The following is a 25,032-nucleotide window of genomic DNA, read 5'->3' on the forward strand; positions in this document are numbered from 1 at the left end:
CGAAACGACAGCATTGATTTGATGAAATTTGCTCACGGCGACGGGAACTCTGCTGAGCCGCAATCGGGGGAGGAGAAGGTGGCTATTACCTTCTTCCAGGCGCCGCACAGAAACACCTGCCCACATAACTATTTGGAAAGAGTTACGGGTGGACCCGGTTGGCGCATTCAGAGCATCTTGATGAAAACCCCTCACGCGACCAGCGCTCGACGAGCGAATACATCCGCTTTGCAATGAAACGCGCCGATGATCAAAAGCCATCATCGCGCCGGCTGGCGGAGATCTCGGATTCATGATCTGAGCAGCGCACTGGTAGGGGAGAAACCATGCAGAACTTGCTCATATTCCAGTCACTCTGGTCCATGGAGCGACGCAGCGCACGATATCCGGAGCTTTCTCTGGAAGAAAACATCGAAAAGATCGCGTCTGCGGGCTTTGATGGCATCAGTACCCATTGGTACGACCGCAAGGTCGTTTCTCGCGTCGCGGGCTTGCTCAAACAGCATGGGCTGCAGGCGGAGGGCCAATGTTTCCCCAAGACTGTCGACGATCTAAAGCCGGTGCTGGAGATCGCGGCCGAATACAACGTTCATCACATCTGTCTGCAGCCGGACGTGCGCCCGCGACGGCTTGAGGATTGCATTCCGTTGCTGGAAGGCTGGCAACGTCTGGCGGAAGAGGCCGGTATCGATGTTTGGATTGAGACGCATCGCGACCGCATGACGACGGATCTCTTTTTCACGCTCGACCTGCTCGATCGCCTGCCGGACCTGCAGCTGCTCGGCGATATCTCCCATTTCCTTGTCGGGCGGGAGTTCGCCTGGCCGGTATCCGACGAAAATCATGCCCTTATTCATCGGATATTGGACAGTTCCTGGGCCTTCCATGGCCGCGTTGCCTCCCGCGAACAGGTTCAGATCGAAGTTTCCTTCCCACATCACAGACCCTGGGTCGATCTTTTCCTCGGCTGGTGGGAGTATGGCTTCAAAAGCTGGCGGAAGCGCGCCGACAAAGACGCCACACTTGCCTTCACCTGCGAACTGGGGCCGAAGCCCTATGCAATCACCGGCAGGGACGGTGAAGACACCACCGACCGCTGGGAAGAATCTCTGCTTATGAAGCAGGAAATACGTGATTTGTGGGCAAGAATCATCGGCTAATAAGTTAAGAAAAGTATCAGCAATAGACTATTGATTTTGGAGGATTTTCCATGGACGTAAGAGCAGCGGTCGCGGTTGCGGCTGGCAAGCCGCTTGAGGTGATGACGGTTCAGCTGGAGGGACCGAAGGCCGGCGAAGTGCTGATCGAGGTCAAGGCGACTGGCATCTGCCACACCGATGATTTCACCCTCTCGGGCGCCGATCCGGAAGGCCTGTTTCCGGCGATCCTCGGCCATGAGGGTGCCGGCATCGTCGTCGATGTCGGGCCGGGAGTGACCTCGGTGAAGAAAGGCGATCACGTCATTCCGCTCTATACGCCCGAATGCCGCGAATGCCCGTCGTGCCTCTCGCGCAAGACCAATCTCTGCACCGCGATCCGCGCGACCCAGGGCCAGGGCCTGATGCCGGACGGCACCTCGCGCTTCTCGATCGGCAAGGACAAGATCCATCACTATATGGGCTGCTCGACCTTTGCCAATTATACCGTGCTGCCGGAGATCGCCGTCGCCAAGGTCAATCCCGACGCCCCCTTCGACAAGATCTGCTACATCGGCTGCGGTGTGACGACCGGCATCGGCGCCGTCATCAACACCGCCAAGGTGGAGATGGGCGCAACGGCAATCGTCTTCGGTCTCGGCGGCATCGGCCTCAATGTCATTCAGGGCTTACGGCTAGCCGGTGCCGACATGATCATCGGCGTCGATCTCAACAATGACAAGAAGGCCTGGGGCGAGCGCTTCGGCATGACGCATTTCGTCAATCCGAAGGAGGTCGGCGACGACATCGTGCCCTACCTCGTCAACATGACGAAGCGCGGGGCCGACCAGATCGGCGGCGCCGACTATACCTTCGACTGCACCGGCAACACCAAGGTCATGCGCCAGGCGCTCGAAGCCAGCCATCGCGGCTGGGGCAAGTCCGTCGTCATCGGCGTGGCCGGCGCCGGTCAGGAGATCTCGACGCGTCCGTTCCAGCTGGTGACGGGCCGGTCGTGGATGGGCACGGCCTTCGGCGGCGCGCGTGGCCGCACCGATGTGCCGAAGATCGTCGACTGGTACATGGAAGGTAAAATCCAGATCGATCCGATGATCACCCACACCATGCCGCTCGACGACATCAACAAGGGTTTTGAGCTCATGCATTCGGGTGAAAGCATTCGTAGCGTCGTGCTGTATTGAGGCTGCAAGCGACCTCGCTGGAAGTTTTTTGGCAGTCCGAACGACGGATAAGCCGATGACCACCGTTCAAGAAGGACGCCGGCCTCGTGATGGGGTCGGCGGCTTGAACACGAATGGCCTTCAGGCAAAAGGATATGCCCATGACCAGCAAGCTGCTCAGTGCGACCGCCGCTGCTCTTTTCGCCCTATCTTCCGCAACCATCGTCTTCGCTCAAACGACGACACCCGCAACGCCAGCTCCCGCCACGACCTCTTCCACCTCGACGCCGTCTTCGGCCATGCCGTCGAAGGATGAGATCAAGACGGCGCGGCAAGCCTGCCGGCAGGATGCAACGGGGCAGGGCCTCAAGGGCGACGCACGCAAGGACGCAGTCAAAAGCTGCCTGCAGCAGAAGTATCCGGTCCTGGCGAAACGCAAGACCTGTCATGACGAAGGCACCGCCAAAGGTCTGGAAAAGAAAGCATTGCGCGATTACGTCAAGCAGTGCATCACCGCGAGCTGAGCATCGGCCCGCGATCATGGATCCGAACCGGACCCATCACACAACGACAGTCCGCTCCACGGGGCGGACTACGTGCCTTGCACAATCGCCGTACGTCTTGCGCGGCCCCTTTTCCTCAAGCGCAAGCCTCCTTATCTCCTTGGCAAGGATATAAATTTCAGGGTGCGGCGTGCTTTTCCATCCAGACAGGCTTTCATTCGGCATAGTCCTGCCGGCGCAAACCAGAACTGCCGCCGACATAGAGTTCGATGCTCAGCTCGGCATTGCGGGCCAAGCCGATAAATTGGGCTTCGATGCGCTGTGGGTGAGGGATGTTCCCCTTAACAGCGACAGCTATCCTGATCCGATCGGACATGCCGATCCCTGGGTCTTCCTCGGAGCTCTAGCCGCTTCCACATCCAGGATCACCCTGGCGACGGGCGCAATCGTGCTGCCTTTGCGGCATCCGCTCCATATCGCCAAGGCAGTGCTGTCCATCGCCTCTCTGTCGAAAGGCCGGTTCGTCCTCGGTCTCGGCTCGGGAGACCGGCCGAGCGAATATGATGTTTTCGGAGAGGATATTGGAAACCGTAAAGCGCTCTTTCAATCGCATTGGGAGCGCCTCGCCGTTGCGCTTGGCCCGGATCAGAAGGTCGTCGATGAAGGCGGTCGCGTGCGGAAAGAGTTCGCCATAAGACCTGTGCTGCAACAACCGTCCATTCCCATGGTGGCTGTGGGTTCATCGTCGCAATCGCTCGAATGGATCGCCCGCCGCGCGTCAGCCTGGATGACCTACTACCGACCGCTATCCATTCAGAAAGACCGGTTGGCGCTTTGGCACAATGCCCGGGCTAAGATCACCGCCGATTTTCGCGGCTTTGGTCAGTCCATGGTCCTGGATCTGCTCGATAACCCTCAGGCCTCTTATGAGGAAATCAATCTCGGCGGCAGAACCGGCAGGCGAGGGTTGATCGAAGCCTTGTCGGCGATGCGTGAAGCGGGCATTCATCATGTCGCCTTCAATCTGATCGCGCAGGGACGGCCGCTAGGGGAAACCATGGAAGAGATCGCCGCGGATATTCTGCCGGCCATGCGATAGCTTCAACAAATTGCCCTCGGTGACAGCACCGCGGAAATCATATTCCGCGGAACCCTGGCTTTTGCAGCCTTTGCTACCTATCTTTCCGCTGCAACCAAAAAGGGCTGATTTTGCTTCTCGAAATTTCTATCGTCATTGTCCTCACCCTCCTGAACGGCGTGCTTGCCATGTCGGAATTGGCAATCGTCTCATCCCGTCCTGCCCGCCTGAAAGTGCTTTCCGACCAAGGCAGCAGAGGCGCGACTATGGCGATGAGGCTCGCGGAAGAACCGGGCCGCTTCCTTTCAACAGTGCAGATCGGCATCACGCTCGTCGGCGTCCTGTCCGGCGCGTTCTCAGGCGCCACACTCGGCGCTCGGCTGTCGGGCTGGCTTGCCGAGCAGGGTCTTTCTGTTGCAGCCGCCGACGCCATCGGCGTCGGTTCCGTCGTGGTCGCCATTACCTATCTGTCACTGATCATCGGTGAACTCGTGCCGAAGCAGGTCGCTCTGCGGGCGCCGGAAGCGGTCGCCAGCAAGGTTGCGCCGGCCATGGTGTTTCTTTCCCGGGCCGCAGCGCCGCTCGTCTGGTTGCTCGACATCTCAGGAAGGCTGGTTCTGAGTGCGCTCGGCCAATCCGGTAAGGCCGCGGATGGTGTCAGCGATGAGGAAATCAAGACGGTTCTGGCGGAAGCCCAAAGCGCCGGCGTCATTGCGACGGAAGAGCAGGCGATGATCTCGGGCGTCATGCGATTGGCCGACCGCACCGCAAGAGCATTGATGACACCGCGTCGCGACGTGGAGGTCATCGATATCGAGGACGGTTTCGACGAGGTCCGCGAACAGCTTCGCCGCACCGAAAAGGCACGGCTGCCGCTGCGCAAGGACAGCTCCGATGAAATCGTCGGCGTGCTGACAACCAGGGACTTCTTCGATGCCCTGGTTTCCGGCGGGCAAGCCGACATTCTCAAGCTTGCCAAACAGGTCCCGATCGTTTCGGACCTTTCCAGCGCCCTTGACGTGGTCAAGGCGCTGCGTCGCTCTTCCTCGCATATGGTGCTCGTCTACGACGAATACGGCCACTTCGAAGGTGTCATCACATCGGGCGATATCCTCGAAGCCATCCTCGGAGCCGTTCAGGAGGAAACCGATGTCGGCGGCGAGCAGGCTCTCGTCCGCCGTCACGATGGCAGCTATCTCGTATCCGGCTGGATGCCCATCGACGAGTTTGCCGATTTCATGAACCTGCAGATCGAGGATGATCGTGACTACCAAACAGTTGCAGGTTTCGTGCTGCAGGAGCTGCGCCATCTTCCGGATGTGGGCGAAAGCTTCTCGAAGGGCGGCTGGCGCTTCGAGGTCGTGGATCTTGACGGCCGCAGGATCGACAAGCTGCTGGTAAGCGCGGACGCCGCCGCTCGCGAAGCCGATCACTGAAACTCATCTGAAAGACGGCCCATCGTTTCGTAGCGGATATGCCGGCATCGGATCGGTTTCAAAATTGCCCGCACTCAAGTGTTGAAGCAGCCTTGGTTAGCAGTAACCGAGTATGGCAAGGATCGACTTGGGAGACGCTACCGTGAAGTGTGCGGTATCGCGGCAGTGACGGCAGAGCGCATGTGAATCCGTGCCATAGACTTGCTTTGCGAGCTTTCCGCTCTGCCGCTCCATGGCGTCGGTAACTTGGACCGCCGCTTCGGCATATGTCAAAGGATCCTTCTCCAGACGCTGGTCCTGCCAAGCCGTTTCAACGAGGTTCATATCGACTGCTTGCCTCGCACGGATATGGTCGTCAGCGCATTTGGGCGGGACTGTATCACCTCTGCTAAAGCCCATCATTTCCGAAGCAATGCGACAGGCAAGGTCCTCGACAGCGACCAGCTTGGTCGTCAGGTCGCCGATCAGCGCAGGTCTGGTCCGCGCTAGCGTATCACCGCACGCGGTAAACACGTCGACGCGCACACGCTGGTTTGGCTCCACAAGCTGGATGGCCAGCTTGCCTGTTGGACGATCTGGGTGCGCATGGCTAATCATGAATGCTGAGGCGAGGGTCGACGGCAATGCCTCGAACGCCGACACGACAATATCGATATCGTTGAAAGCGCGCCGACGGCCGAGGCCAGAGCCAAGACTTGGCTCCAATGCTATTCCTCCGGTGATGGCGTAATCCAGACCGCAGGTGTTCAATTTCTGGAGCACAGCAATGACCCGTTGGGCATCAGCCGCCTCCAAGAACTGATCAAGTTGCATTGTCATTTCCGAATCACTTCGCGGCGCAACACGCCATTCGCTGAGGGCGGAATGCGAGGCTCCCATATCTCGAAGCAAACGCAATGGGCAAAAGCTACGCTTTATCCCGAAGAACCGCAGTTTGATGAAATACCTTTCGCCCCAGCAGACAGGTCACATGGCTTATGTTCCATAATATAGATTATCTGATACTTGCATGTAGCCGGGCAGATTCCATTTTCAAATGCAACGAAGACAATAATGGCCATGATTTGAGGAGGATGGAATGGCCCGCTCTTTTGTGCAGTTGAGTATTCGTCGAGCGCAAGGTTCAGATCAAGGAGTCCGCCAGTCCGCACGTCGCGGCGGCCGCTATACTGCCTCAATGTCCATCCCGAGCAACGTCGTCTTTGGGGACCGTATCCACCAAGTTCTTTCGATGGAAGATGAAGAGCCCGGCAACGACGATAATCGCAGAACCGATAACAATCTGCGTGTCGGGAATATCGCCGAAGAAAACGAAGCCCAGCACGATTGCCCAGACCAGCAGGCTGTATTGGAGCGGAGCAAGCAGCGAAGCTGGAGCAAGCTTCAGGGATCGGGTTATCAGCATATGGGCGCTGCCGGCGACGATGCCGAGGGCAAGCATGGCGCCGAAATCGAGCGCGGATGCGGGACGCCAGTCGCCAATGCTGAGCACCAATCCCGCAATGAGCGCACCGACCGTCTGCCATGCGACGAGGGTCGCATCCCGCGTCTGCCGCAGCCGTCGCCCGAGCACGAGCGTCAAAGCGAATGCGAGGCTGCCGCCAAGGCCGAAAAGCGATGGCCAGGAAAACATTGCCGCAGAAGGTCGCAGCGCGATCAACACGCCGATAAAGCCGACGAAAACCGCCAGCCAGCGCCGCCAGCCGATCTTTTCATTGAGAAAGAAATGCGAGATCGCCGCCACATAAATGGGGCCAGCCATATAGAAGGTCATGACATCGGCCAGCGGCAGATAGGCGACAGCGGCGTAAAAGAGAGCAACATCGAGCGTTGTCATGCCGACACGCAGAAGCTGCAGCGGCGGCCGTTCGAGGCGAAAAAGTGCGTCGCTGCCCTGCCGCGCGATCATCGGCGCCAGAATAATGAACGAACCGAACGAGCGGATCACCAGAATCTGGCCGACGGAGAAGCTCGCAACCAGCCACTTACCCATGGCATCGTTCAGCGAAAACAGGAAGTCGCCGAGAAGCATCATCAGCATGCCGGCAAGCACAAGATTGCCGCTTGTTACGGCTTTGCCCACGCGCATACTATTTTATCCTTGCGAATCCTGCGTTTCCACCACCTGCGCTTTAGCCGGTTTTGCCCCCTACCCGCAATGACATTCATCGCCGACGGATCATCCCGGAACATCCAGCATCTGCGCACTCATTGGGGCGCGCGCTCCTGTAAAACTTGAGCGGATGTTTATAAATTCGGTTATATGATAACGTTTACGTGAACAGGTGAACCAAACTCGCCAGCGAGGACGGTCGATATGCCTATATGCTTTTATTCTTGCAGAATTACCTGTCGATATAGTCCGCTTGCCGGGTGAGAGAACATACATGATGCAGCCGCCCGATGGATCGTCAGAGCCTACGCACCGAGATCAAGATGTTGAGGATGAGCAGGTCCGCGAGCCGTTTGAATTGCTTCAGGCCCGATATCTGTCTCTCGCCGAGCGTTACGAATGGCTCGAGGCGATGATCAACTACGTGCCGGACTATATCTATGCCAAGGACAGGAACGGCCGGTTCCTTTTTGCCAACATGGCGATCGTCCTCAACAACGGCTTCACGCATGTCGACGAACTGATCGGCCTTACCGACGCCGAAATTCACCCGATGGCCGATGCCCACAAGATCGAAGAAGTCGAACAGCAGGTGATGGAGAGCGGCAAGGCCGATCTCGGCGTCGAAGAGCGGCGCCTCAAGGGCGAAGGCTGGCTCATGATGTCGCGGGTGCCGTTGCGCGATAGAAACGGCAATATCATCGGCGTCGTCGGAGCATCCCGCGATATTTCCGCCCGAAAACGGGCGGAAAAATTGATGAGCGCTCAGACGAAACTTCTGCAGGATGTGGCGCGCGGCGTTGATCTTGATGTGTTTCTCGAGGATGCCCAGACCCTTCTTGAGGGCTTGCTGAATGGCAGACAGGTCCGTTTCGTTCTCGACGGCGAGCAGACCAAGCCTCTTGCCGGCGACACCCTGGAGTTTCCTATTTTCTCTCGGGATGGTGGCCGGCATGGAGCCCTGGTGACGGTGCAAACCGATGGCGACGAGGCTGGACTTATGGAATTCTTCGCCGGCATAGCGCAGACCGTTGGAATAGCCATCGATCGCCATCGGGACATCGCTCACATCGCCTATCTGGCCGAACATGATGCGCTCACCGGCCTGCCCAACCGCATGTTGCTCGACCGCAAGCTCAGCGCCCTGCTGGAAACGGCGTCACGAAAAAGAAAATCTCTGGCCGTTGCCTTTGTCGACCTGGACAATTTCAAGCTGGTGAACGACACCCTTGGCCACGCCGCCGGCGACGAATTGCTGACGGTGGTTGCGCAGCGCATATCGACCCATGTCGGCGCTCGCGGCATCGTTTCTCGGATTGGTGGCGACGAATTCATCATCGTTCTCGAAGAGAACTCTGAGCCGATATGCGAGAGGCTCGCGACGGTTCTGGCAGACATATCCAAGCCGATGACCGTACAAGGGGTCGAAATCCGCGTGGGCTGCAGCATTGGCGTGGCTTGCGCCGTGGAGCATGGCAAGACGGCTTCGGAACTCTTCGCGAATGCCGATATGGCGCTTTATCGTGCCAAGGAAGCGGGGCGCAACGCCATTCGCCTGTTCACGCCGGCGATGGCGGAGGAGGCCCGCAACAAGCTGACCCGTATCGAAGAATTGCGGCGCGCCGTGGAGCGGGACGAATTCGTGCTCCACTATCAGCCGCAAAAGGAAGTACGCAGCGGCAAGATCATTGGCGTCGAGGCCCTCGTCCGGTGGCAGCACCCTGCCGAAGGCTTGCTGCTTCCAGGCGCCTTCATTCCGCTCGCCGAGGAGACGGGACTTATCGTCGCGCTCGGCGAAATCGTTCTGCGCAGAGCCTGTCAGCAAGCGCGGCTGTGGCAGGATCGCGGCCTGCCCGCATTGCGTATGGGCGTCAACGTGTCAGCTCGGCAGTTCCTGGAAAGTTCGCTGACGAACCAGGTCGCATCGGCATTGCAATCCGCTCATCTCGATCCGCAATGGCTCGAGCTCGAACTGACGGAAAGCTTGATCATGCGTGACATCGAAGGAGCCATCGAGCGGATGCAAGAACTAAAGAAGCTGGGAGTCAGCCTCGCGATGGACGATTTCGGCACAGGATATTCAAGCCTGAGCACCCTCAGGCGCTTTCCACTTTCCCGGTTGAAGATCGATAGATCGTTCATCGCCGATATTCCGGAAAAGCCCGGCGATATGGCCATTACCTCCGCCATCGTATCGCTTGGCAGAACACTTGATCTGGAAGTCGTAGCGGAAGGCGTCGAGACCGAGGAGCAGGCCCGTTTTCTGGAAGGCGCCGGATGCGAATTGCTTCAGGGCTATCTGTTCGCCCGGCCCCTTCCCTCCTCCGAAATCGAAAGCCTGATTGCCGGAACCGCTGCGAAAGCAGTGTAGATATTCGCTCGAGAAGGGCTTGATGCTTGCCGCATGCGGACGCGTCTCAAGGAAATGTCACGATCTCTATCCAGTTCGCACCGGCATTGACCGGATATCGCCCTACCAGGCCGAGACCGCCATCGGCCTGGTCGATGGCATAGACCGACAGCCTGTCGGACTTCTCGCCGGATGCGACAAGAAACAGGCCCGATGGATCGATGCGGATACCGCGCGGCTGCTGCTCGGTCGGATAGTTTGTGATGTAGGTCAGTCTTCCATTGCCTGCGTCGACGCGGAAGAGGGCAATCCGGCTGGTGGTTCTCTCTGTCGTATAAAGAAATTTGCCGTTCGGTGTGATGCCGATATCTGCGGCCCAGACCTTCGGCTTGCCGTTGTCGGCGACGGCCGGCGCAGGCGCACCGGATATCGCCGGACCAGGCGGCGCGATGCCCGGTGACAGTCCGGCAATCTCAGGAACGGAAACAACACTTTCGATCTCGCTCAAGGTGCCGGTATCGGTATCGAGCGCATAGTGGATGACATGGCCGGTCAGTTCGGTCAGGACGTACACCGCCTTGTTATCGGGGGAGATAGCGATATGCCGCGGACCAAAGCCGGCGCCAGTCTCAACCTGCATCGGATCGTTCGGCTTCAGTATCCCGGTCTCGGCGTCGAGAGTGAATTGCTGCACGGCATCTGAGCCGAGATTGGTGACAAAGACATATTTGCCTGTCCGGTCACTGACGATCGAATGGGCATTGCGCCCGGTTGCGATTACTTGCTGTGCCTGCGCGGTGACCAGCCCGTTCTTGTCAATCAGCAGCACGGCGATTTTGCTGCCGCCATAGGAAGCAGCGAATAGAAGCCCACCTGTCGGATCGAGGGAGATGTAGGCCATGCTGTCGGGCAGAGCGGCGACGGCCTCCTGCCTTAGCCTGCCGCTTTCGGGGTCAATCGTCAGCGTCAGTACCCGGTAAGGCTGCTCGCGAATGACGGCATAGAGATGCCGCCGGTCCGGACTGACGGCCATCGGCATGACCATCGGCCCAACATCAATGCCGGATATTGGGGTAAGCGTGCCCGTCGCCCCATCCATCCTGTATGCATCGATCGTTCCGGCAACTGCCGCCGAGACATAGACGAATGCGCGAGACACACTGGAAGACGTCTGAACCACTAATCACCTCGCCCGAGCACCGAGCGTAACCGCCGATGATCGCTTAATATCATATGACATAATATGACCATGGCAATGCGTCGAGCATTATTGCGCCTGCAGTTCGGCCAAAAGGCGATAGCGCCGCTGGCTCGCCAGCATGTGTGCTCGCATCGCCTGACGCGCTCGCTCCGGGTCTTGATCGGCAATCGCCGTCAGGATTTCCGCATGCTCGGCATGGACCTTCTCCAAATAGGCGCGATCATTCGCTTCAGGCAATGTCGGAAACTGTCCGCGCGGAATGGTTCGGGCGCCGAAATGCCGGAGCACATCGACATAGAAGCGGTTGTTCGTAGCAGCCGCTATCGCCATGTGGAATTCATAATCCGCTTCGACGGTCGATAGCCCCTGCTCCATCAGCAGTGCCATCTTGCGGTTGGCGGCTGCAATTGCTGCCTCCTGTTCAGCCGTTCTGCGATAGGCGGCGATTGCCGCCGCCTCGCCTTCCGCAGCCATGCGGAATTCCAGCAATTCCAGCGTCTCGGGGATGTTTTTGACCTCGACAGGCGTCAGTAGCAGGCCGGATCGCGCCGACGTTTCGGAAACGAATACCCCCTTGCCCTGAACGGGCTTGACGAGGCCTGCGGCACGAAGATCGGCAATCGCCTCACGCACCACGGTACGGCTGACATCGAAGGCCGCTTCCAGCTGCGGTTCCGTCGGAAGCTGGTCGCCTGCCTGAAGCTTGCCGGACTCGATCTGCGTGCGCAATTCATCGATGACCCTTTGGGCCAGCCTTTGCCTTGCCCGGGCATTTGTTGTCATTCCCGATCCCCGATTCCGGCTGCTCATCCGCAGCCGCTTCATATAATCAGCGTTAAGTCATGATACGAATAGTCTTAACATGGGACGCATCGAATGCAATCGGGGCAGGCAGGCAATTAGATTTCCCAGTCGGAGGTATATGCTCTGGCTCTCAAGCCCGATGACAACTCCAGCTTGACCTCGATCGTTTTCTTCAGCCGTGCCGCAAGCGCGTCGGAAAGGGTGGCGCCATCAATCCAATCCCTCTCCGTGGCATAGACGACATAGGGATTGATCACGCATTTGAAATCGAGCATCAGCGACATGGCGAGACTGCCATATGCCATATAGCTATGCGGGAGCCCACCGGAACAGACGAAGGTGACGATCTGATCGAACCAGGCCGATTTTCGTCCGCCCTCGCCCGTCGCACCGGTAAGCTCGATCAGGCTCTTGGCAGCGCTGCCGACCGACCAATTGTAAATGGGCACAGCAAGCAGCACACCATCCGCATCGCGAATTGCACGATACAGCCTGTCGTAGGAAGGATGCTGATAGCAGTTCAAGTTGTCGAATACAGGCAGCTCGAGATCCTGAAGATCGATAAACTCAACCTCAGCCCCTCTCTCTCGCAATAGATTTTCTGCCTCACGGCCCATGCGGCGGCTCCGGCTTTCCGGATCCATGCTGCAGGAGAGAATGGTGATTTTCGATGGATGCATCTCTGCCTGCTCCGCTGCCAGAGGCACTACGTGAAACCGCTCTGTATCTTAGGATTAAGCGGATTCTCCCCGTCCACAACGAATTTTTTTCTGTGCATCGCTGCAGTCCATCGATGCCGCCTACACAGCATCCCGTCAAAACGGCATTTTATCAAGCCGACCCATTTGCCGCATCCGCACTAAATAATCCATTTTATTACAAATACGTACCGGGCCATCCTCAAGTGAATTCTCCTCGTGATTGTAACTACCGTATCCGCAATCGCATGATTTCCGCATAACCATATTGACATTTGTCGAAAGCGTTTCGAATATTGTCAAACCATGGCAAGCAACCTCCGACGGTGACGTCGTGACTCGCTACGGCATCCGGAATGGGGAGAGGAAAGTGGAATTCCTGCTTGAAGTAGAGGGGCTAAAGAAGTCCTTTGGCGGCGTCGCTGCATTGCGCGATGGGCGCTTTCAGCTGCGTCCCGGCTCCGTCCACGCCTTGTGCGGCGGCAACGGTGCGGGCAAGTCGACGTTCCTCAAGATCCTGATGGGCATTCACAAGCGCGATGCCGGCTCCATTCGCCGCCGCGGCAAGGATGTGGACTACGCAAGCCCTGCCGAAGCGCTGGCCGCTGGCATTGCCATCATCGAGCAGGAGCTCAGCCCCATCCCGCACATGACGGTTGCGGAGAACATCTATCTCGGCCGCGAGCCATCGGCGCGCTTTGGCGGCATCAATTTCAAGACAATGAATCGTAATGCGCAAGCGCTCCTCGACCGGCTGCAGTTCAATATCCGCGCCACGCAATTCATGATGAACCTCTCGGTCGCGCAAGTTCAGCTGGTCGAGATCGCCAAGGCGCTCAGCCACGATGCCGAAGTGATCTTCATGGACGAGCCCACCTCGGCGATCGGCGAGAAGGAAGCGCAGCAGCTGTTTGCGACCATCGAGCGGCTGAAGGCTGAAGGCAAAGGCGTTGTCTACGTCTCGCACCGCCTGTCCGAAATCTTCCAGATCGCCGATTCCTACACGGCCTTTCGGGATGGGTCCTATGTCGGCAGCGGCGCGCTTGCCAACATCGACCGGCCGGGCCTCATCCGCCTGATCGTCGGCCGCGAACTTGGCGAGGAATACATCAAGACCAACGTCCCGACGGCAACGCCGGGGCTGGAAGTCGCCGGCCTCACAGCAGAAGGCAAAGTCAGCGACATCTCGTTTACCGCTCACAAGGGGGAGATTTTCGGCATTTATGGCCTGATGGGATCCGGCCGGACCGAGATCTTCAACTGCATCTTCGGCGTCGATGCCGTCAGCAGCGGCCAGATCAAGCTTGCCGGTGAGCCCATAACCGTACGCAAACCGGCCGAAGCCATGCAGCATGGCATCGCCTTCGTCACCGAAGATCGCAAGCTGACCGGCCTCAACCTGATCGATAGCGTTCGCAACAACATCTGCCTTGCGAGCCTGCCCGAAATGAGCCCGCATTTTTCGATGGATCGCCGGGCCGAGACCAGTGCCAGCCGGGACATGATCCAGCGCTTCGGCATCAAGGCAGCGCGTGACAGCATGCCCGTCTCCGGTCTTTCGGGCGGCAATCAGCAGAAGGTCGTTCTCGGCAAGTGGTTCCTGCGCAAGCCGAACGTGCTGCTGCTCGATGAGCCGACGCGTGGCGTCGATGTCGGCGCCAAGCGGGAGATCTATCGCATCATCTGCGATTTCGCCGCCGAAGGCGGCACGGTGATCATGATCTCATCCGAAATAGACGAGGTTCTCGGCATGTCGGACCGCATCCTGGTGATGCGCCAGGGGCGCTCCGCCGGAATTCTCAAGAGGGAGGAGGCCGACGCGCAATCGCTCGTGCATCTGTCGACCTGAATGCGGCAGACCACGAAGCGCAAAAGAACGCGTCCGGCAACAAGAGGTATTTGCAATGTCCGCCACTGACAACAATCCGTCCAATTCCTGGTTCGGCTCGGACCGGCGCCGATTGATCATTCAGGAATACGGGATCTTTCTCGCTTTCCTGCTGCTCGCTGCTGTCCTCTCATTCTCGAATGAGTATTTTCTGACGGCCGGCAATATTTCCAACGTGCTGCTGCAGACTTCGATCAACGGCGTGCTGGCGATCGGCATGACATTTGTCATCCTGACCCGCGGTATCGATCTCTCCGTCGGCTCCGTGGTTGCACTGACCGGCATCGTCAGCGCGAGCTTCGCAACGACGTCGGCGACGGCCGGCATCGTCGGCGCACCTTATCCGCCCTATGTCGCGCTCGCCGTCGGCCTGCTCGTCGGTGTCGCCTGCGGCGCCGTGGTCGGCCTCATCGTCTCGCGCTTTGCCGTCCCTGCCTTCGTCGCGACGCTCGGCATGCTCTCTGCCGCCCGTGGCCTGACGCTGATCTATGGCGGCGGCAAGCCGGTTCCGGCTCTCACCCCTGATTTTCGCTGGATCGGTACTGGCAGCGTGCTCTCCGTCCCGATGCCGGTTATCCTGCTTGCCATTGCCTTCATCATCGCGTGGTGGGTCCTGAACCGTACCCGCTTCGGCCGCTATATCTATGCTGTCGGCGGCAATCCGCATGCCGCCGTTACCTCCGGTATCAACGTCAGCAAACTGCGCTTCCTCGTTTACGTCATTTCCGGCGGCCTCTCCGGTCTGGCAGGCATGATCCTTGCCGCCCGCACCGGCTCCGCCCTGCCACAGGCCGGCATCGCCTACGAGTTGGACGCGATTGCAGCCGTCGTCATTGGCGGCACCAGCCTTTCCGGCGGCGTCGGCCGCATCACGGGCACACTGATCGGCGCGCTGATCATCGGCGTTATGAACAACGGCCTCGATCTCATGGGCATCCAGTCCTACTACCAGCAGGTCCTCAAGGGCGCGCTCATCGTCGGCGCCGTGATGCTCGACCAAAAGAGAAACCTGGGCGGCTGAGCCCGAAGAACATTCCAGTGTTCGTACTCGGAAAACCAAACGGCGCGTCAAGGCGACGGCCGGACTTTCAACGGAGGAGACTTATAATGAAGAAATTATTGATTGCTCTTGTTGCAGCGACAGCGATTCTGGCGTCACCTGCCCTCGCCCAGGACAAGAAGCTGAAAATTGGCGCGGCACCCTACGGCCTGAATGCCGAATTCATGCAGATCTGGTCGGCAGCGCTGAAGGAACACCCCGCCGTCAAGAATGGCGATGTCGATCTGACCATCTTCGACGGCCGCTATGACGCGCTCGTGCAGCAGGAGCAGGTCAACACGATGATCACGCAGAAGTTCGACGCGATCATCTTCGTGCCGATCGATATCGAAGCTGCAGCAACCGCCGTACAGGCCGCCCATGACGCCGGCATCCCCGTCGTCGGCTCGAACACCCGCGTCAACTCCGACCTGCTGACCGCCTACGTCGGTTCCGACGACACGATCTCCGGCTACATGGAAGCCAAGACCGTCCTCGACAAGATTGGCTGCAAGGGCAACGTCGTCATCCTCGAAGGCCCGATCGGTCAGTCCGCTCAGATCTCGCGCCTCGAAGGCAACAAGAAGGCGCTTGCCGAGTGCCCGAATGTGAAGGTGCTGGAAGACCAGACCGCCAACTGGTCGCGTGCCGAAGCCCAAACCCTGATGGAAAACTGGCTGACGTCTCATCCCGGCCAGATCAACGGCGTCATCGGCCAGAACGACGAGATGGCGCTCGGCGCGATCGAAGCGATCAAGGCTGCCAAACTTAACGTCAAGGACTTCGCCATTGCCGGCATTGACGGCATCACCGATGCGCTCCATGCCGTCAAGGCCGGTACGATGACCTCGATCCTGCAGGACGCCAGCGCGCAGGCCCAGGGCGCCCTCGATCTCGCAATCTTTGCCGCCAAGAAAGGCAACTACAAGCCGGAATCCAAGATCTGGGAACAGTATCCGGCCATGCCGTTCAACGATGGCAAGGACAAGAACTACAATGTTCCGTGGACCCCGGTAACGGCCGAGAACGTCGACAAGCTGCTCGAAACCCGCAAGTAAGACCAATGTGGCGGGGCGAACCATCGCCTCGCCACACCCCGAAAACAGAGGCTTGAAAAAGATGACCGAGACATCCCCAGACATTGATTTGAACTTCCCGCTTTCAGGCAAGACGGCGCTTGTCACAGGCGGCGGCTCCGGCATCGGTGCCGCGGTCGCTGCTGCATTCGCCGCCAAGGGCGCGAAGGTCGCGGTTCTCGATATCAATGTCGACTTGGCGAAGGCAAAGGCATCGGAAATCGGCGGCGGCGCTGAAGCATTCGTCTGCGACGTGTCCGATCCGGCCTCGGTCAACAAGGCCGTCAGCGATGTCGTATCGCATTTCGGCAGCGTCGATATCGCCGTCAACAGCGCCGGCGTCGTCTTCCTTGCTCCCGCCGAGGATCTGCCGCTCGATTATTGGGACAAGACGATCAACATCAATCTCAAGGGCACCTTCCTGGTCACACAGGCTGTCGGTCGCGCGATGATCGCCGCCGGCAAGGGCGGCAAGATCGTCAACCTCGCCTCGCAGGCCGGCACGGTCGCCATTGAAGAGCATGTCGCATACTGCGCCTCCAAGTTCGGCGTGATCGGCATGTCCAAGACCTTTGCCGCCGAATGGGGCAAACACGGCATCAACGTCAACACCATCTCGCCCACCATCGTGCTGACCGAGCTCGGCAAGAAGGCCTGGGCCGGCGAGAAAGGCGAGGCCGCCAAGAAGCGCATCCCGACGGGCCGTTTCGCCTTCCCGCAGGAGATTGCAGCCGCGGCTGTTTTCCTCTCCTCGTCCGGCGCGGACATGATCAACGGCGCCGATCTGCTGATCGACGGCGGCTACACCATTCTTTGAGCGCAAGCGCTCGACAATTTCGACAGGAGAGACCATGCAGCGGTTCATCAACAATCCCGATGAAGTCGTTGAAGATACTGTAAAAGGCTTCATCAAGGCGCATTCGGACATCGTCCGTCTGGCAGACAATCCGCGCGTCGTCGTCGCCAAGGATGCGCCGTATGCCGGCAAGGTCGGCGTGGTCACCGGCGGTGGCTCCGGCCATGAGCCGGCCTTCATCGGCTATACCGGCAAGAACATGCTGGATGCGGTCGCAGTCGGCGAGCTCTTTTCGTCGCCGACGGCCAAGAGCTTCCACGACGCCATACGTGAAGCTAACGGCGGCCGTGGTGTTATCTGCCTTTACGGCAACTATGCCGGCGACAACATGAACGTGAAGATGGCGACGAAGCTTGCCGCCAAGGACGGCATCGAAGTCGCGACCGTCGTCGCCAACGACGATGTCTGCTCGGCACCACCGGAGGAGCGCGAGAAGCGCCGTGGTGTGGCCGGCGAAATCTTCATGTGGAAGATCGGCGGTGCCAAGGCTTCCAAGGGTGCAAGCCTTGAGGAAGTCCGTGTGACCGCGCAAAGGGCGATCGACAATTGCCGCTCCGTCGGTATCGGCCTTGGTCCCTGCACCCTGCCCGCCGTTGGTCACCCGAATTTCCGGATCGAGCCCGGCACGATGGAAGTCGGCATTGGCCATCACGGCGAACCCGGCGTTCGCGTCGAGCCGCTGAAGACTGCAGCCGAGATTGCCGAGGACATGTGCCAGATCGTGCTCGACGATCATAATCTGGCCTCCGGCACGGAAGTGGCCGTCCTCGTATCGGGCCTCGGCGCGACACCGGTCAACGAGCTCTACATCCTCAATGACACGATCGAGACGAAGATCTCCGAACGGGGATTGAAGATCTACAAGACCTATATCGGCAACTACTTCACGTCGCTCGAAATGGTCGGCGCGACACTGACCGTGATGGCACTCGACGAGGAGCTGAAAGAGCTCCTGGACGTCGAGGTCGAGTGCACGACGCTGCTCTGAGGGGGGACGCACGCATGCAGACATTCAACAATGCAACATCGGGCGATATCGTCTTGGCGCTGGCTGACCGCATCGTCGAGAACCGCGCCTATCTCAGCGCGATCGACGGCAAGATCGGCGACGGCGACCATGGCGTCAACATGGCCAAGGGCTTCGGCATGGCCGCGGAACGCCTGAAGGGCAAGAGCCAGTCGCTGTCAGCCTCGCTCGATACGCTGGGCACGGTTCTGATGACCGAGATCGGCGGCTCCATGGGCCCGCTCTACGGCGTCATGTTCACCGAGATTGCCGAAAAGCTCGACGGCATCGATGCGATCGATAGCGCAGCCTATGGCAAGGCACTGCATGCCGGGCTCGAAGGTATCCAGTCGATCGGCTCGGCCAAGGTCGGCGACAAGACGCTTCTGGACACGCTGGTTCCGGCGATCGAGGCCTTCGATGCTGCGAATGTAGCTGGCAAGTCCTTTGCCGAGGCGCTCGAGGCTTTGGTCGCCGCCGCCGAGACTGGCCGAGATTCGACGCTCAATCTTGTGGCCAAGATCGGCCGCGCTAGCCGGCTGGGCGAGCGCTCGCTCGGCGTTCTCGACGCTGGTGCGACCTCCTGCGCCATCATCCTGAAGGAACTTTCCCTCGGCGCTCGCGCACGACTGCAATAGCAGGGCTCTCCCAAGGCTGCGCGACCCCGTGCTCCACCACGGGGTCGCGCGCCGCCCCTCCTCAAGAAGAAGCATTTGCAAACATGCGTCATTGCTTTCATCTTCAGGCGAAAACGGGAAACAGTGAATCATCATGACAGGCAAGGCATCTTCGGTCGGCAAGAATAGTGCAAGCAAGGCGGGCGTGCCTGACGCAACCGACAGCATGCCGCTGCGCTATGGCGACGACCCTTACGTTTGGGCCTGCTGGCTCTATTATGAAGATGGCAAGACCCAGGGCGACATCGCCGAGATCATGGGCATTTCGCGGGCGACCGTGAATAGCTATCTCGCCGATGCCCGCAGCCGCGGCATCGTCAATATCTCGCTCGAGCCATCCCGCCTGAGCTCGCTCTCAATCGCACATGAACTCAAGCGCCATTTCGGCCTGCACGACTGTCTCGTGGTGCCCAGCGACGATGGTTCGCGGCCGCTGATCGACCGCCTTGGGACCGCTGGCGCGCAGGCCATCGCCCGCTTGCTGAAATCCGGCGACACGCTTGCCGTCGCCTGGGGCCGAACGGTTCTCGCGGTCGCGGAGCAGGCCAATGTGCCGAACCTGCAGGATGTTACCATCGTCCAGGCAACCGGTGGCACCCGTGCACTCTTTGCCTACACGCCGGAACTCTGTGCCAGTGCCTTTGCCGATGTGACAGGCGGCAGGTTGATCAACATCACGGCCCCTGCGATCGTTTCGGCGCCTGAGGTTCGGGAGATCTTGTTGCGCGAACCATTGGTCGAGGATCAGTTTGCCACGCTTTCTAAAGCCAACAAGGCCATCTTCGGCGTGGCGTCGCTGCGACCGAACTCGACGGTTCACAGCAGCGGTTTCTTCGAGTCCGTCTCCCTCCAGGATTATCTGGCCAAGAATGCCGTCGGTGTTCTTGCCGGCCGTTTCATCGACGCCAAGGGGCTGCCGGTTGCAGGGCCGCTCGACGAGCGCACCATCGGCATATCCCTCGACATGCTGAAATCCATCGGGCTACGCATCGCCGTCGCCGGCGGCTTCGACAAGGTGCCCGCAATTCTCGCCGCCCTGCGCGGCGGCTATATCAACGTGCTGATTACCGATGCAGCCACCGGGCGCGGCATTCTGAATGCCGATGGCGTCACCGAATTCGATCAGAAAGCCCAGCAGCGTCCGAGAACGGACAACAGCATTGCCCTGCCCAGCAGCTATCGAACGCATATCAAGAAATTCCTCAACAATCCCGACGATGTCGTCGACGAGATGCTCGAAGGCATCGTCAAGGCACATGCCTCGCATATCGTGCCGATCAAGGGATCGAACCGCGCGCTGATGGCGCGAACCGGCCCGAGGCCGGGCAAGGTCGGCCTGGTGATCGGCGGCGGCACCGGCCACGAGCCTTGCTTTCTTGGCTATGTCGGCAAGGGGCTTGCCGATGCCGTCGCCATCGGCAACATCTTTTCCTCGCCTCCGCCAACCCCGATCCTCGAATGCGCCAAGGCCTCCTCCGGCGGCGAAGGCGTGCTCTTTGTCTATGGCAATTATGCCGGCGACGTCATGAACTTCGAGATGGCCGCCGAAATGGCGCAGGAGCACCAGATCGACGTTCGCACGGTGCTGACCACAGACGATATCTCCTCCTCTCCGATCGAGGATCGCGAGGGACGACGCGGCGTTGCCGGCAATTTCTTCATCTTCAAGATCGCAGGCGCTGCCTGCGACAAGGGCCTGTCACTCGATGCTTGCGAATCAGTGACACGCAAGGCCAATGACCGGACGTTCACCATGGGCGTTGCGCTCGAGCCCTGTTCCCTGCCGCAAACCCGACGCCATAACTTCGAAATCGGGCCTGACGATATCGAATTCGGCATGGGCATTCACGGCGAACGCGGCGTGACCCGCGAGAAGATGATGAGCGCCGACGAGATCACCGACCGGGTGATGGACCGGATATTCTCCGAAATGAAGCCGGTTGCAGGCGATCGGGTGGCCGTGCTCATCAACTCCTTCGGCGCGACGCCGCTGATGGAACTCTACATCCTGTTCCGCCGCGTCGAACAGAGGCTGAGCGCCAAGGACATCAAGATCGAGGCAAACTGGGTGGGACATTATTGCACGTCGCTGGACATGGTCGGTGCATCCATATCCATCCTGCATCTCGATCAGGAATTGACCGAAATGCTGAACCATCCGTGCGACACCTTCGCGCTGAAGGTCGGATAAAGCTATAAAAATGTGCCCGGCGACAACAGACATGGCCGGGATCGGGAGGAAGACGATGCCGGAAAAAGCCGCCCGCTGCCTGGGCACCATGTTTCAGCGCATATCGATCGCGATCAATGCCGAAAAAGACCGCCTCTCCGAGTTGGATGGCGCAATCGGCGACGCCGATCACGGCATCACCATGTCTCTCGGCTTTATGGCCGTGAATGCGGAGCTCGCAAAGCTCGATCTTGCGCAAGCATCGCCCTCGGAGATCTTCTCCACCGCAGCCTCCGCCTTCCTGGATGCCGTCGGCGCCTCGACCGGCCCGCTCTATGCCACCGCCTTCCGGCGGGCCTCGCAAGCGCTGAAGGCGGATGAATCCCTCTCTCCGGCCTGCCAGGCCATGATCATCGACGAGATGCGGGCCGGCATCCAGCAGCGTGGCAAGGGCCAGCGCGGCGACAAGACCATGCTCGACGCATGGATCCCCGCCGCCGAAGCCGCCATCGATGCAAAGGCAGCTTCACGCGATGTTGCCGCCATGTGGAGCGCCGTAATCGACGCTGCCGAAGCTGGAGCGAATTCCACAAGCTCCATGGTGGCCGCCCGCGGCCGCGCGGCGCGGCTGGGGGAAAGGTCGCTCGGGCATATCGACCCGGGGGCGGCTTCGGCGGTGATTATTCTGCGGGCGATGCGGGATACGTTTGTGGAGGATAAGGCCGGCGGTTAAGCGATTAGGAGCCTACTAACATGTGATGTTGCTAAATTGTTCTCACCAATGCCCGCTCGATATTGGTTAGCCAGCTCTCGTCGTTCCGATTTTCAAGCTTGTCGATGCAATAACTACATGTCCGGATGCTCAATCCGCTCCATTCGTTGTAACGCAGTCGGCGAATAGATCCGCTCCGGCAAAGCAACTTCCTCGCGCAAGCAGATCGCAGCACTATTCATTCCCGCGCCGCGGTTGCCTGACGGTCTCGGACGGCATCTCGCCGAAGGATTGATAGTAAAGTGCAGCGAAGCGGCCCATATGAGAAAATCCCCAATCGCGCGCAATGTCGGCAACCAACCGTGAATGGCCCGAATCCATAAGGGTTTTGCGCGCACCCTGCAGTCGTATGTTCCGCAAGTAGCCAAGAGGCGTTGTGTTCTTGAACTGCTGAAACGCCGCCTGCAAGGACCGCACGCTCGTTCCGGCTTCCCGGGCAATATCGGCCATCCTGATGTCTGCACCGGCATTGGCGTGCATATATTCCATCGCGCGTTTCAACTGCCTCGGGATGGCCGGTGACGCCGGTCGCAGCAATTGCACCGAGTAGTTGTGCGGGACGGTTTCAAGCAAAGCGATCATCATCGCCTGCAGGAGCCTTTCGATGAATGCGGCCGAAGATCGTTCTGCGCCGCCTGTCGCGAGATCCTGCCACAGGAGATTTGCAAGCGTTGCGACCTGCATGCCTCGCCCCGACATCAGATCGACCGGACCGGTAAATTTCAGATCATCTCGAACCGGTGCGTCCAGCAACTCGCTCAGCTGCCGGACCATAGCCGGCTTCTCGAACGCCATACCCATATGACCGCGCTGTTCGAACAATGTCAGATGTTCAAAACATGACATATCGGCCAGCAGACCCCTGCCCGGCAGCGACTCCAGCTGCCGCCCTTCCGTCTCGATCAGCATCCTGCCAGCGGTCGGCAGATAAAGGCCGTAGGCATCGGGACCGCCGGACAATTTGACGCTCATGCCGGAATGACATTTGCCGCGCCAGATGCTGCAGGAACCGATCGTGTAGTGACGATCCACCACCGAAATCGTGCCGCGGCCATTGAGAGGCTCGACAATGGCGGGAAACAGGGTTCTCGCATAATGCGCCGTCATCTCCTCGGCATCGGCCTTATCGACTTTGAACACCGAGAGCGTCGCGTAGGTCAAATAATCCTCTCTTGTGCCGCATCGGCGGATTATCTTTCAGGCTTCAATTATATCCCTGAAAGTAAATCCTCACTCACATCTCCATTTGAGATAAATCTAGATGATAAACAAAATCAATTCGATAAACAATAAATATTACAATTGCAACCATATGGATATATCAGCATCTCCTCACTGCATGCATTTTGATTATACTTATATTATTTCATAATATGATCCGACCTTCAGGAATATATTTTATACCTAAACCAAAACCTCGGCTAATACGCCGACTTCCGTGTGCGCCGACGCTAAGTGCCTGAGTATTCCTCGGATGCCTTTGAGCCACTTGACGGAATGTTATCGATAACATAGCCTCCTCCCATCGAAGCTTTGGGAGGAGCAGGATGGACAACGGAAAGCTGCTCGAATTTTCCGATATCACCAAGGAATTTGGCGGAACGCGCGCGCTGTCGAACGTATCTCTCGACCTGCAGCGGGGCGAAATTCTCGCGCTTCTCGGAGAGAATGGCGCGGGCAAATCGACGCTCATCAAGACCTTGGCAGGCATCTACAAGCCGGATGGCGGGCAGATCCTGTTTGGCGGCAAGCCCTATCATCATCGCCCGCCGCAACCCAATCAGCGCCAGCCGGTCGCCTTTATCCATCAAGATCTCGGACTGATCGAATGGATGACGGTGGGCGAGAATGTCGGGCTCGCCCAGGGCTATTCCCTGCGCGGACGGCTGATTGATTGGCGGGCGACGGAGCGGCGCACCGCGGAAGCGCTAAAACTCGTCGGCTGCGATTTCGATCCGTCGACCCGCGTTCAGGAGCTGACCCGTACGGAAAAGTCGCTCGTGGCAATCGCCCGCGCACTCGCTGTCGAAGCCGACGTGCTTGTGCTTGACGAGCCCACAGCCAGCCTGCCCGCCGATGAGGTCGAAAAGCTCTTTGCTGCCATCCGCCCGCTGAAAGAGCGCGGCGTGGCCATGATCTACGTCTCGCACCGGCTCGACGAAATCTTCCGTATCGCCGACCGCGTCGCCGTGCTGCGCGATGGTCAGCTGGTGGGCCAAAAGCCAGTCTCCGAGACGACGCCGGATGAGCTCATCCGCATGATCGTCGGGCGCAAGGCGGACCAGCTCTTCGTTAAGGCGGAAAGAAGCGCCGGGCCTGCCATCGTTTCCGTAAAAGAGCTCACCTGCCGCGGCGCAGGACCTGTGTCCTTCGATATCCGACAGGGCGAATTGCTCGGTCTCGTCGGCCTGCGCGGCGCCGGTCAGGAATTGATCGGACGGGCGCTGTTCGGTTGCGAGCCATCGCAGGGCAGCGTTCGCTTGAATGGGGCCGCACCCGACCTTTCCAGCACCGTCGCCGCGATGGCTTCGGGCATCGGCCTGATCGCCAGGGATCGGACGGAAGAATCCGTCGCCATGTCGCTCAGCCTGCGTGAAAATACCTTCCTCAATCCCGGCGCCTCCGGACGAAGCCTGTTTTCGTTCCTGTCTCCACGCCGCGAAGCAGAAGCTGCCTATTCACTTGGAAGCCGTGTCGGCCTTAGGCCTAACGATCAGAGCCTTGCCATCGAAGCCCTATCCGGCGGCAATCAGCAGAAGGTCGTCGTGGGACGATGGCTGGCGACGGGACGCAAATTGCTGATCGCCGAGGATCCGACCGCCGGCGTCGATGTCGGCGCCAAGGCAGACATCTATCGGCTGATTGCCGAGGCGGTCGAGGCTGGCCTTGCCGTTCTCGTCGTCTCCACCGATTTCGAGGAAATCGCTCACATCTGCCATCGTGCCCTGGTGTTTTCGCGCGGGAGGATCGTGCGCGAACTCAGCGATGCCGACCTTACAACACCGGCGGTCATCGCTGCCGCGTCTGCATCCGAAGCGGCCTGAACCG

21 protein-coding genes are annotated in these 25,032 nt (G+C 59.3%); 15 read left to right on the plus strand and 6 right to left on the minus strand.

The window, feature by feature from the left end:
* The first annotated feature begins 326 nt into the window (after window positions 1–326).
* From FBZ99_RS18070 to FBZ99_RS18090, 5 genes are all read left to right on the plus strand, one after another.
* The gene (locus tag FBZ99_RS18070; RefSeq protein WP_113351193.1) at window positions 327–1,160 is read left to right on the plus strand and encodes a sugar phosphate isomerase/epimerase family protein; all 834 of its coding nucleotides are present in this window, start codon (window positions 327–329) and stop codon (window positions 1,158–1,160) included.
* Window positions 1,161–1,210: 50 nt separating this feature from the next.
* The gene (locus FBZ99_RS18075; RefSeq protein ID WP_145634154.1) at window positions 1,211–2,338 is read left to right on the plus strand and encodes an S-(hydroxymethyl)glutathione dehydrogenase/class III alcohol dehydrogenase; all 1,128 of its coding nucleotides are present in this window, start codon (window positions 1,211–1,213) and stop codon (window positions 2,336–2,338) included.
* 140 nt (window positions 2,339–2,478) lie between these two features.
* Window positions 2,479–2,841 carry a PsiF family protein gene (locus tag FBZ99_RS18080; protein WP_113352487.1) on the plus strand — a complete coding sequence of 121 codons (363 nt, stop codon included), beginning with the start codon at window positions 2,479–2,481 and terminating at the stop codon, window positions 2,839–2,841.
* A 169-nt stretch (window positions 2,842–3,010) separates the two neighbouring features.
* Window positions 3,011–3,919, plus strand: coding sequence for a TIGR03571 family LLM class oxidoreductase (locus tag FBZ99_RS18085; RefSeq protein WP_113352397.1), 909 nt, complete (start codon window positions 3,011–3,013; stop codon window positions 3,917–3,919).
* A 110-nt stretch (window positions 3,920–4,029) separates the two neighbouring features.
* Window positions 4,030–5,334 (plus strand): hemolysin family protein, encoded by a 1,305-nt coding sequence (locus FBZ99_RS18090; protein ID WP_113352398.1) that lies wholly within the window; start codon window positions 4,030–4,032, stop codon window positions 5,332–5,334.
* Window positions 5,335–5,430: 96 nt separating this feature from the next.
* Here FBZ99_RS18090 and FBZ99_RS18095 read toward each other — a convergent pair whose 3' ends face one another.
* Entirely contained in the window at window positions 5,431–6,147 is a 717-nt protein-coding gene (locus FBZ99_RS18095; protein WP_113352399.1) for a hypothetical protein, read from the minus strand.
* A gap of 361 nt (window positions 6,148–6,508) precedes the next feature.
* Entirely contained in the window at window positions 6,509–7,423 is a 915-nt protein-coding gene (locus FBZ99_RS18100) for a DMT family transporter (RefSeq protein WP_113352400.1), read from the minus strand.
* 382 nt (window positions 7,424–7,805) lie between these two features.
* Between FBZ99_RS18100 and FBZ99_RS18105 the strand changes: the two genes are divergently transcribed.
* Window positions 7,806–9,818, plus strand: coding sequence for a putative bifunctional diguanylate cyclase/phosphodiesterase (locus FBZ99_RS18105; RefSeq protein ID WP_233788664.1), 2,013 nt, complete (start codon window positions 7,806–7,808; stop codon window positions 9,816–9,818).
* A 46-nt stretch (window positions 9,819–9,864) separates the two neighbouring features.
* On the opposite strand, the gene FBZ99_RS18110 is transcribed toward FBZ99_RS18105, so the two are convergent.
* The 3 genes from FBZ99_RS18110 to FBZ99_RS18120 form a co-directional block, all read right to left on the minus strand.
* Complete coding sequence (locus FBZ99_RS18110; protein WP_113352402.1) at window positions 9,865–10,977, minus strand: lactonase family protein; 1,113 nt, start codon at window positions 10,975–10,977, stop codon at window positions 9,865–9,867.
* Between the two features lie 87 nt (window positions 10,978–11,064).
* Window positions 11,065–11,781, minus strand: coding sequence for a FadR/GntR family transcriptional regulator (locus FBZ99_RS18115; RefSeq protein WP_113352403.1), 717 nt, complete (start codon window positions 11,779–11,781; stop codon window positions 11,065–11,067).
* 116 nt (window positions 11,782–11,897) lie between these two features.
* Entirely contained in the window at window positions 11,898–12,482 is a 585-nt protein-coding gene (locus FBZ99_RS18120; protein WP_113332770.1) for an NADPH-dependent FMN reductase, read from the minus strand.
* A gap of 388 nt (window positions 12,483–12,870) precedes the next feature.
* Here FBZ99_RS18120 and FBZ99_RS18125 point away from each other — a divergent pair, with 388 nt between their 5' ends.
* The 8 genes from FBZ99_RS18125 to dhaL (FBZ99_RS18160) all read left to right on the plus strand — a co-directional run bounded on the left by FBZ99_RS18125 (window position 12,871) and on the right by dhaL (FBZ99_RS18160) (window position 21,945).
* Window positions 12,871–14,349 carry a sugar ABC transporter ATP-binding protein gene (locus tag FBZ99_RS18125; protein ID WP_113332771.1) on the plus strand — a complete coding sequence of 493 codons (1,479 nt, stop codon included), beginning with the start codon at window positions 12,871–12,873 and terminating at the stop codon, window positions 14,347–14,349.
* A gap of 55 nt (window positions 14,350–14,404) precedes the next feature.
* Window positions 14,405–15,409, plus strand: a complete 1,005-nt coding sequence (locus FBZ99_RS18130) for an ABC transporter permease (protein WP_113352404.1) — start codon at window positions 14,405–14,407, stop codon at window positions 15,407–15,409.
* A gap of 86 nt (window positions 15,410–15,495) precedes the next feature.
* Window positions 15,496–16,485 (plus strand): substrate-binding domain-containing protein, encoded by a 990-nt coding sequence (locus FBZ99_RS18135; protein WP_113332773.1) that lies wholly within the window; start codon window positions 15,496–15,498, stop codon window positions 16,483–16,485.
* Window positions 16,486–16,546: 61 nt separating this feature from the next.
* Complete coding sequence (locus FBZ99_RS18140; protein WP_113352405.1) at window positions 16,547–17,320, plus strand: SDR family oxidoreductase; 774 nt, start codon at window positions 16,547–16,549, stop codon at window positions 17,318–17,320.
* Window positions 17,321–17,354: 34 nt separating this feature from the next.
* Complete coding sequence (locus tag FBZ99_RS18145; RefSeq protein WP_113352406.1) at window positions 17,355–18,347, plus strand: dihydroxyacetone kinase subunit DhaK; 993 nt, start codon at window positions 17,355–17,357, stop codon at window positions 18,345–18,347.
* 14 nt (window positions 18,348–18,361) lie between these two features.
* On the plus strand, window positions 18,362–19,003 hold the full coding sequence (gene dhaL / locus FBZ99_RS18150; protein WP_113352407.1) for a dihydroxyacetone kinase subunit DhaL: 642 nt from the start codon (window positions 18,362–18,364) through the stop codon (window positions 19,001–19,003).
* 133 nt (window positions 19,004–19,136) lie between these two features.
* On the plus strand, window positions 19,137–21,233 hold the full coding sequence (locus FBZ99_RS18155; RefSeq protein ID WP_145634156.1) for a bifunctional sugar-binding transcriptional regulator/dihydroxyacetone kinase subunit DhaK: 2,097 nt from the start codon (window positions 19,137–19,139) through the stop codon (window positions 21,231–21,233).
* A 55-nt stretch (window positions 21,234–21,288) separates the two neighbouring features.
* The gene (dhaL, locus tag FBZ99_RS18160) at window positions 21,289–21,945 is read left to right on the plus strand and encodes a dihydroxyacetone kinase subunit DhaL (RefSeq protein WP_113352409.1); all 657 of its coding nucleotides are present in this window, start codon (window positions 21,289–21,291) and stop codon (window positions 21,943–21,945) included.
* 213 nt (window positions 21,946–22,158) lie between these two features.
* On the opposite strand, the gene FBZ99_RS18165 is transcribed toward dhaL (FBZ99_RS18160), so the two are convergent.
* Window positions 22,159–23,145: an AraC family transcriptional regulator gene (locus FBZ99_RS18165; RefSeq protein ID WP_162749434.1), complete on the minus strand. Its 987-nt coding sequence runs from the start codon at window positions 23,143–23,145 to the stop codon at window positions 22,159–22,161.
* A gap of 386 nt (window positions 23,146–23,531) precedes the next feature.
* Here FBZ99_RS18165 and FBZ99_RS18170 point away from each other — a divergent pair, with 386 nt between their 5' ends.
* Window positions 23,532–25,028, plus strand: a complete 1,497-nt coding sequence (locus FBZ99_RS18170) for a sugar ABC transporter ATP-binding protein (protein ID WP_113352410.1) — start codon at window positions 23,532–23,534, stop codon at window positions 25,026–25,028.
* Window positions 25,029–25,032: the final 4 nt, after the last annotated feature.

This window comes from Rhizobium sp. ERR 1071, from assembly GCF_007828675.1.
GTDB lineage: Bacteria > Pseudomonadota > Alphaproteobacteria > Rhizobiales > Rhizobiaceae > Rhizobium > Rhizobium dioscoreae.

Bases quoted from the DNA above. Each gene is read 5' to 3' on its own strand.
- FBZ99_RS18070 (WP_113351193.1), top strand. From the start codon at position 327: ATGCAGAACTTGCTCATATTCCAGTCACTCTGGTCCATGGAGCGACGC.
- FBZ99_RS18075 (WP_145634154.1), top strand. From the start codon at position 1,211: ATGGACGTAAGAGCAGCGGTCGCGGTTGCGGCTGGCAAGCCGCTTGAG.
- FBZ99_RS18080 (WP_113352487.1), top strand. From the start codon at position 2,479: ATGACCAGCAAGCTGCTCAGTGCGACCGCCGCTGCTCTTTTCGCCCTA.
- FBZ99_RS18095 (WP_113352399.1), bottom strand. From the start codon at position 6,147: ATGCAACTTGATCAGTTCTTGGAGGCGGCTGATGCCCAACGGGTCATT.
- FBZ99_RS18100 (WP_113352400.1), bottom strand. From the start codon at position 7,423: ATGCGCGTGGGCAAAGCCGTAACAAGCGGCAATCTTGTGCTTGCCGGC.
- FBZ99_RS18115 (WP_113352403.1), bottom strand. From the start codon at position 11,781: ATGACAACAAATGCCCGGGCAAGGCAAAGGCTGGCCCAAAGGGTCATC.
- FBZ99_RS18120 (WP_113332770.1), bottom strand. From the start codon at position 12,482: ATGCATCCATCGAAAATCACCATTCTCTCCTGCAGCATGGATCCGGAA.
- FBZ99_RS18130 (WP_113352404.1), top strand. From the start codon at position 14,405: ATGTCCGCCACTGACAACAATCCGTCCAATTCCTGGTTCGGCTCGGAC.
- FBZ99_RS18135 (WP_113332773.1), top strand. From the start codon at position 15,496: ATGAAGAAATTATTGATTGCTCTTGTTGCAGCGACAGCGATTCTGGCG.
- FBZ99_RS18140 (WP_113352405.1), top strand. From the start codon at position 16,547: ATGACCGAGACATCCCCAGACATTGATTTGAACTTCCCGCTTTCAGGC.
- FBZ99_RS18145 (WP_113352406.1), top strand. From the start codon at position 17,355: ATGCAGCGGTTCATCAACAATCCCGATGAAGTCGTTGAAGATACTGTA.
- dhaL (WP_113352407.1), top strand. From the start codon at position 18,362: ATGCAGACATTCAACAATGCAACATCGGGCGATATCGTCTTGGCGCTG.
- FBZ99_RS18155 (WP_145634156.1), top strand. From the start codon at position 19,137: ATGACAGGCAAGGCATCTTCGGTCGGCAAGAATAGTGCAAGCAAGGCG.
- dhaL (WP_113352409.1), top strand. From the start codon at position 21,289: ATGCCGGAAAAAGCCGCCCGCTGCCTGGGCACCATGTTTCAGCGCATA.
- FBZ99_RS18170 (WP_113352410.1), top strand. From the start codon at position 23,532: ATGGACAACGGAAAGCTGCTCGAATTTTCCGATATCACCAAGGAATTT.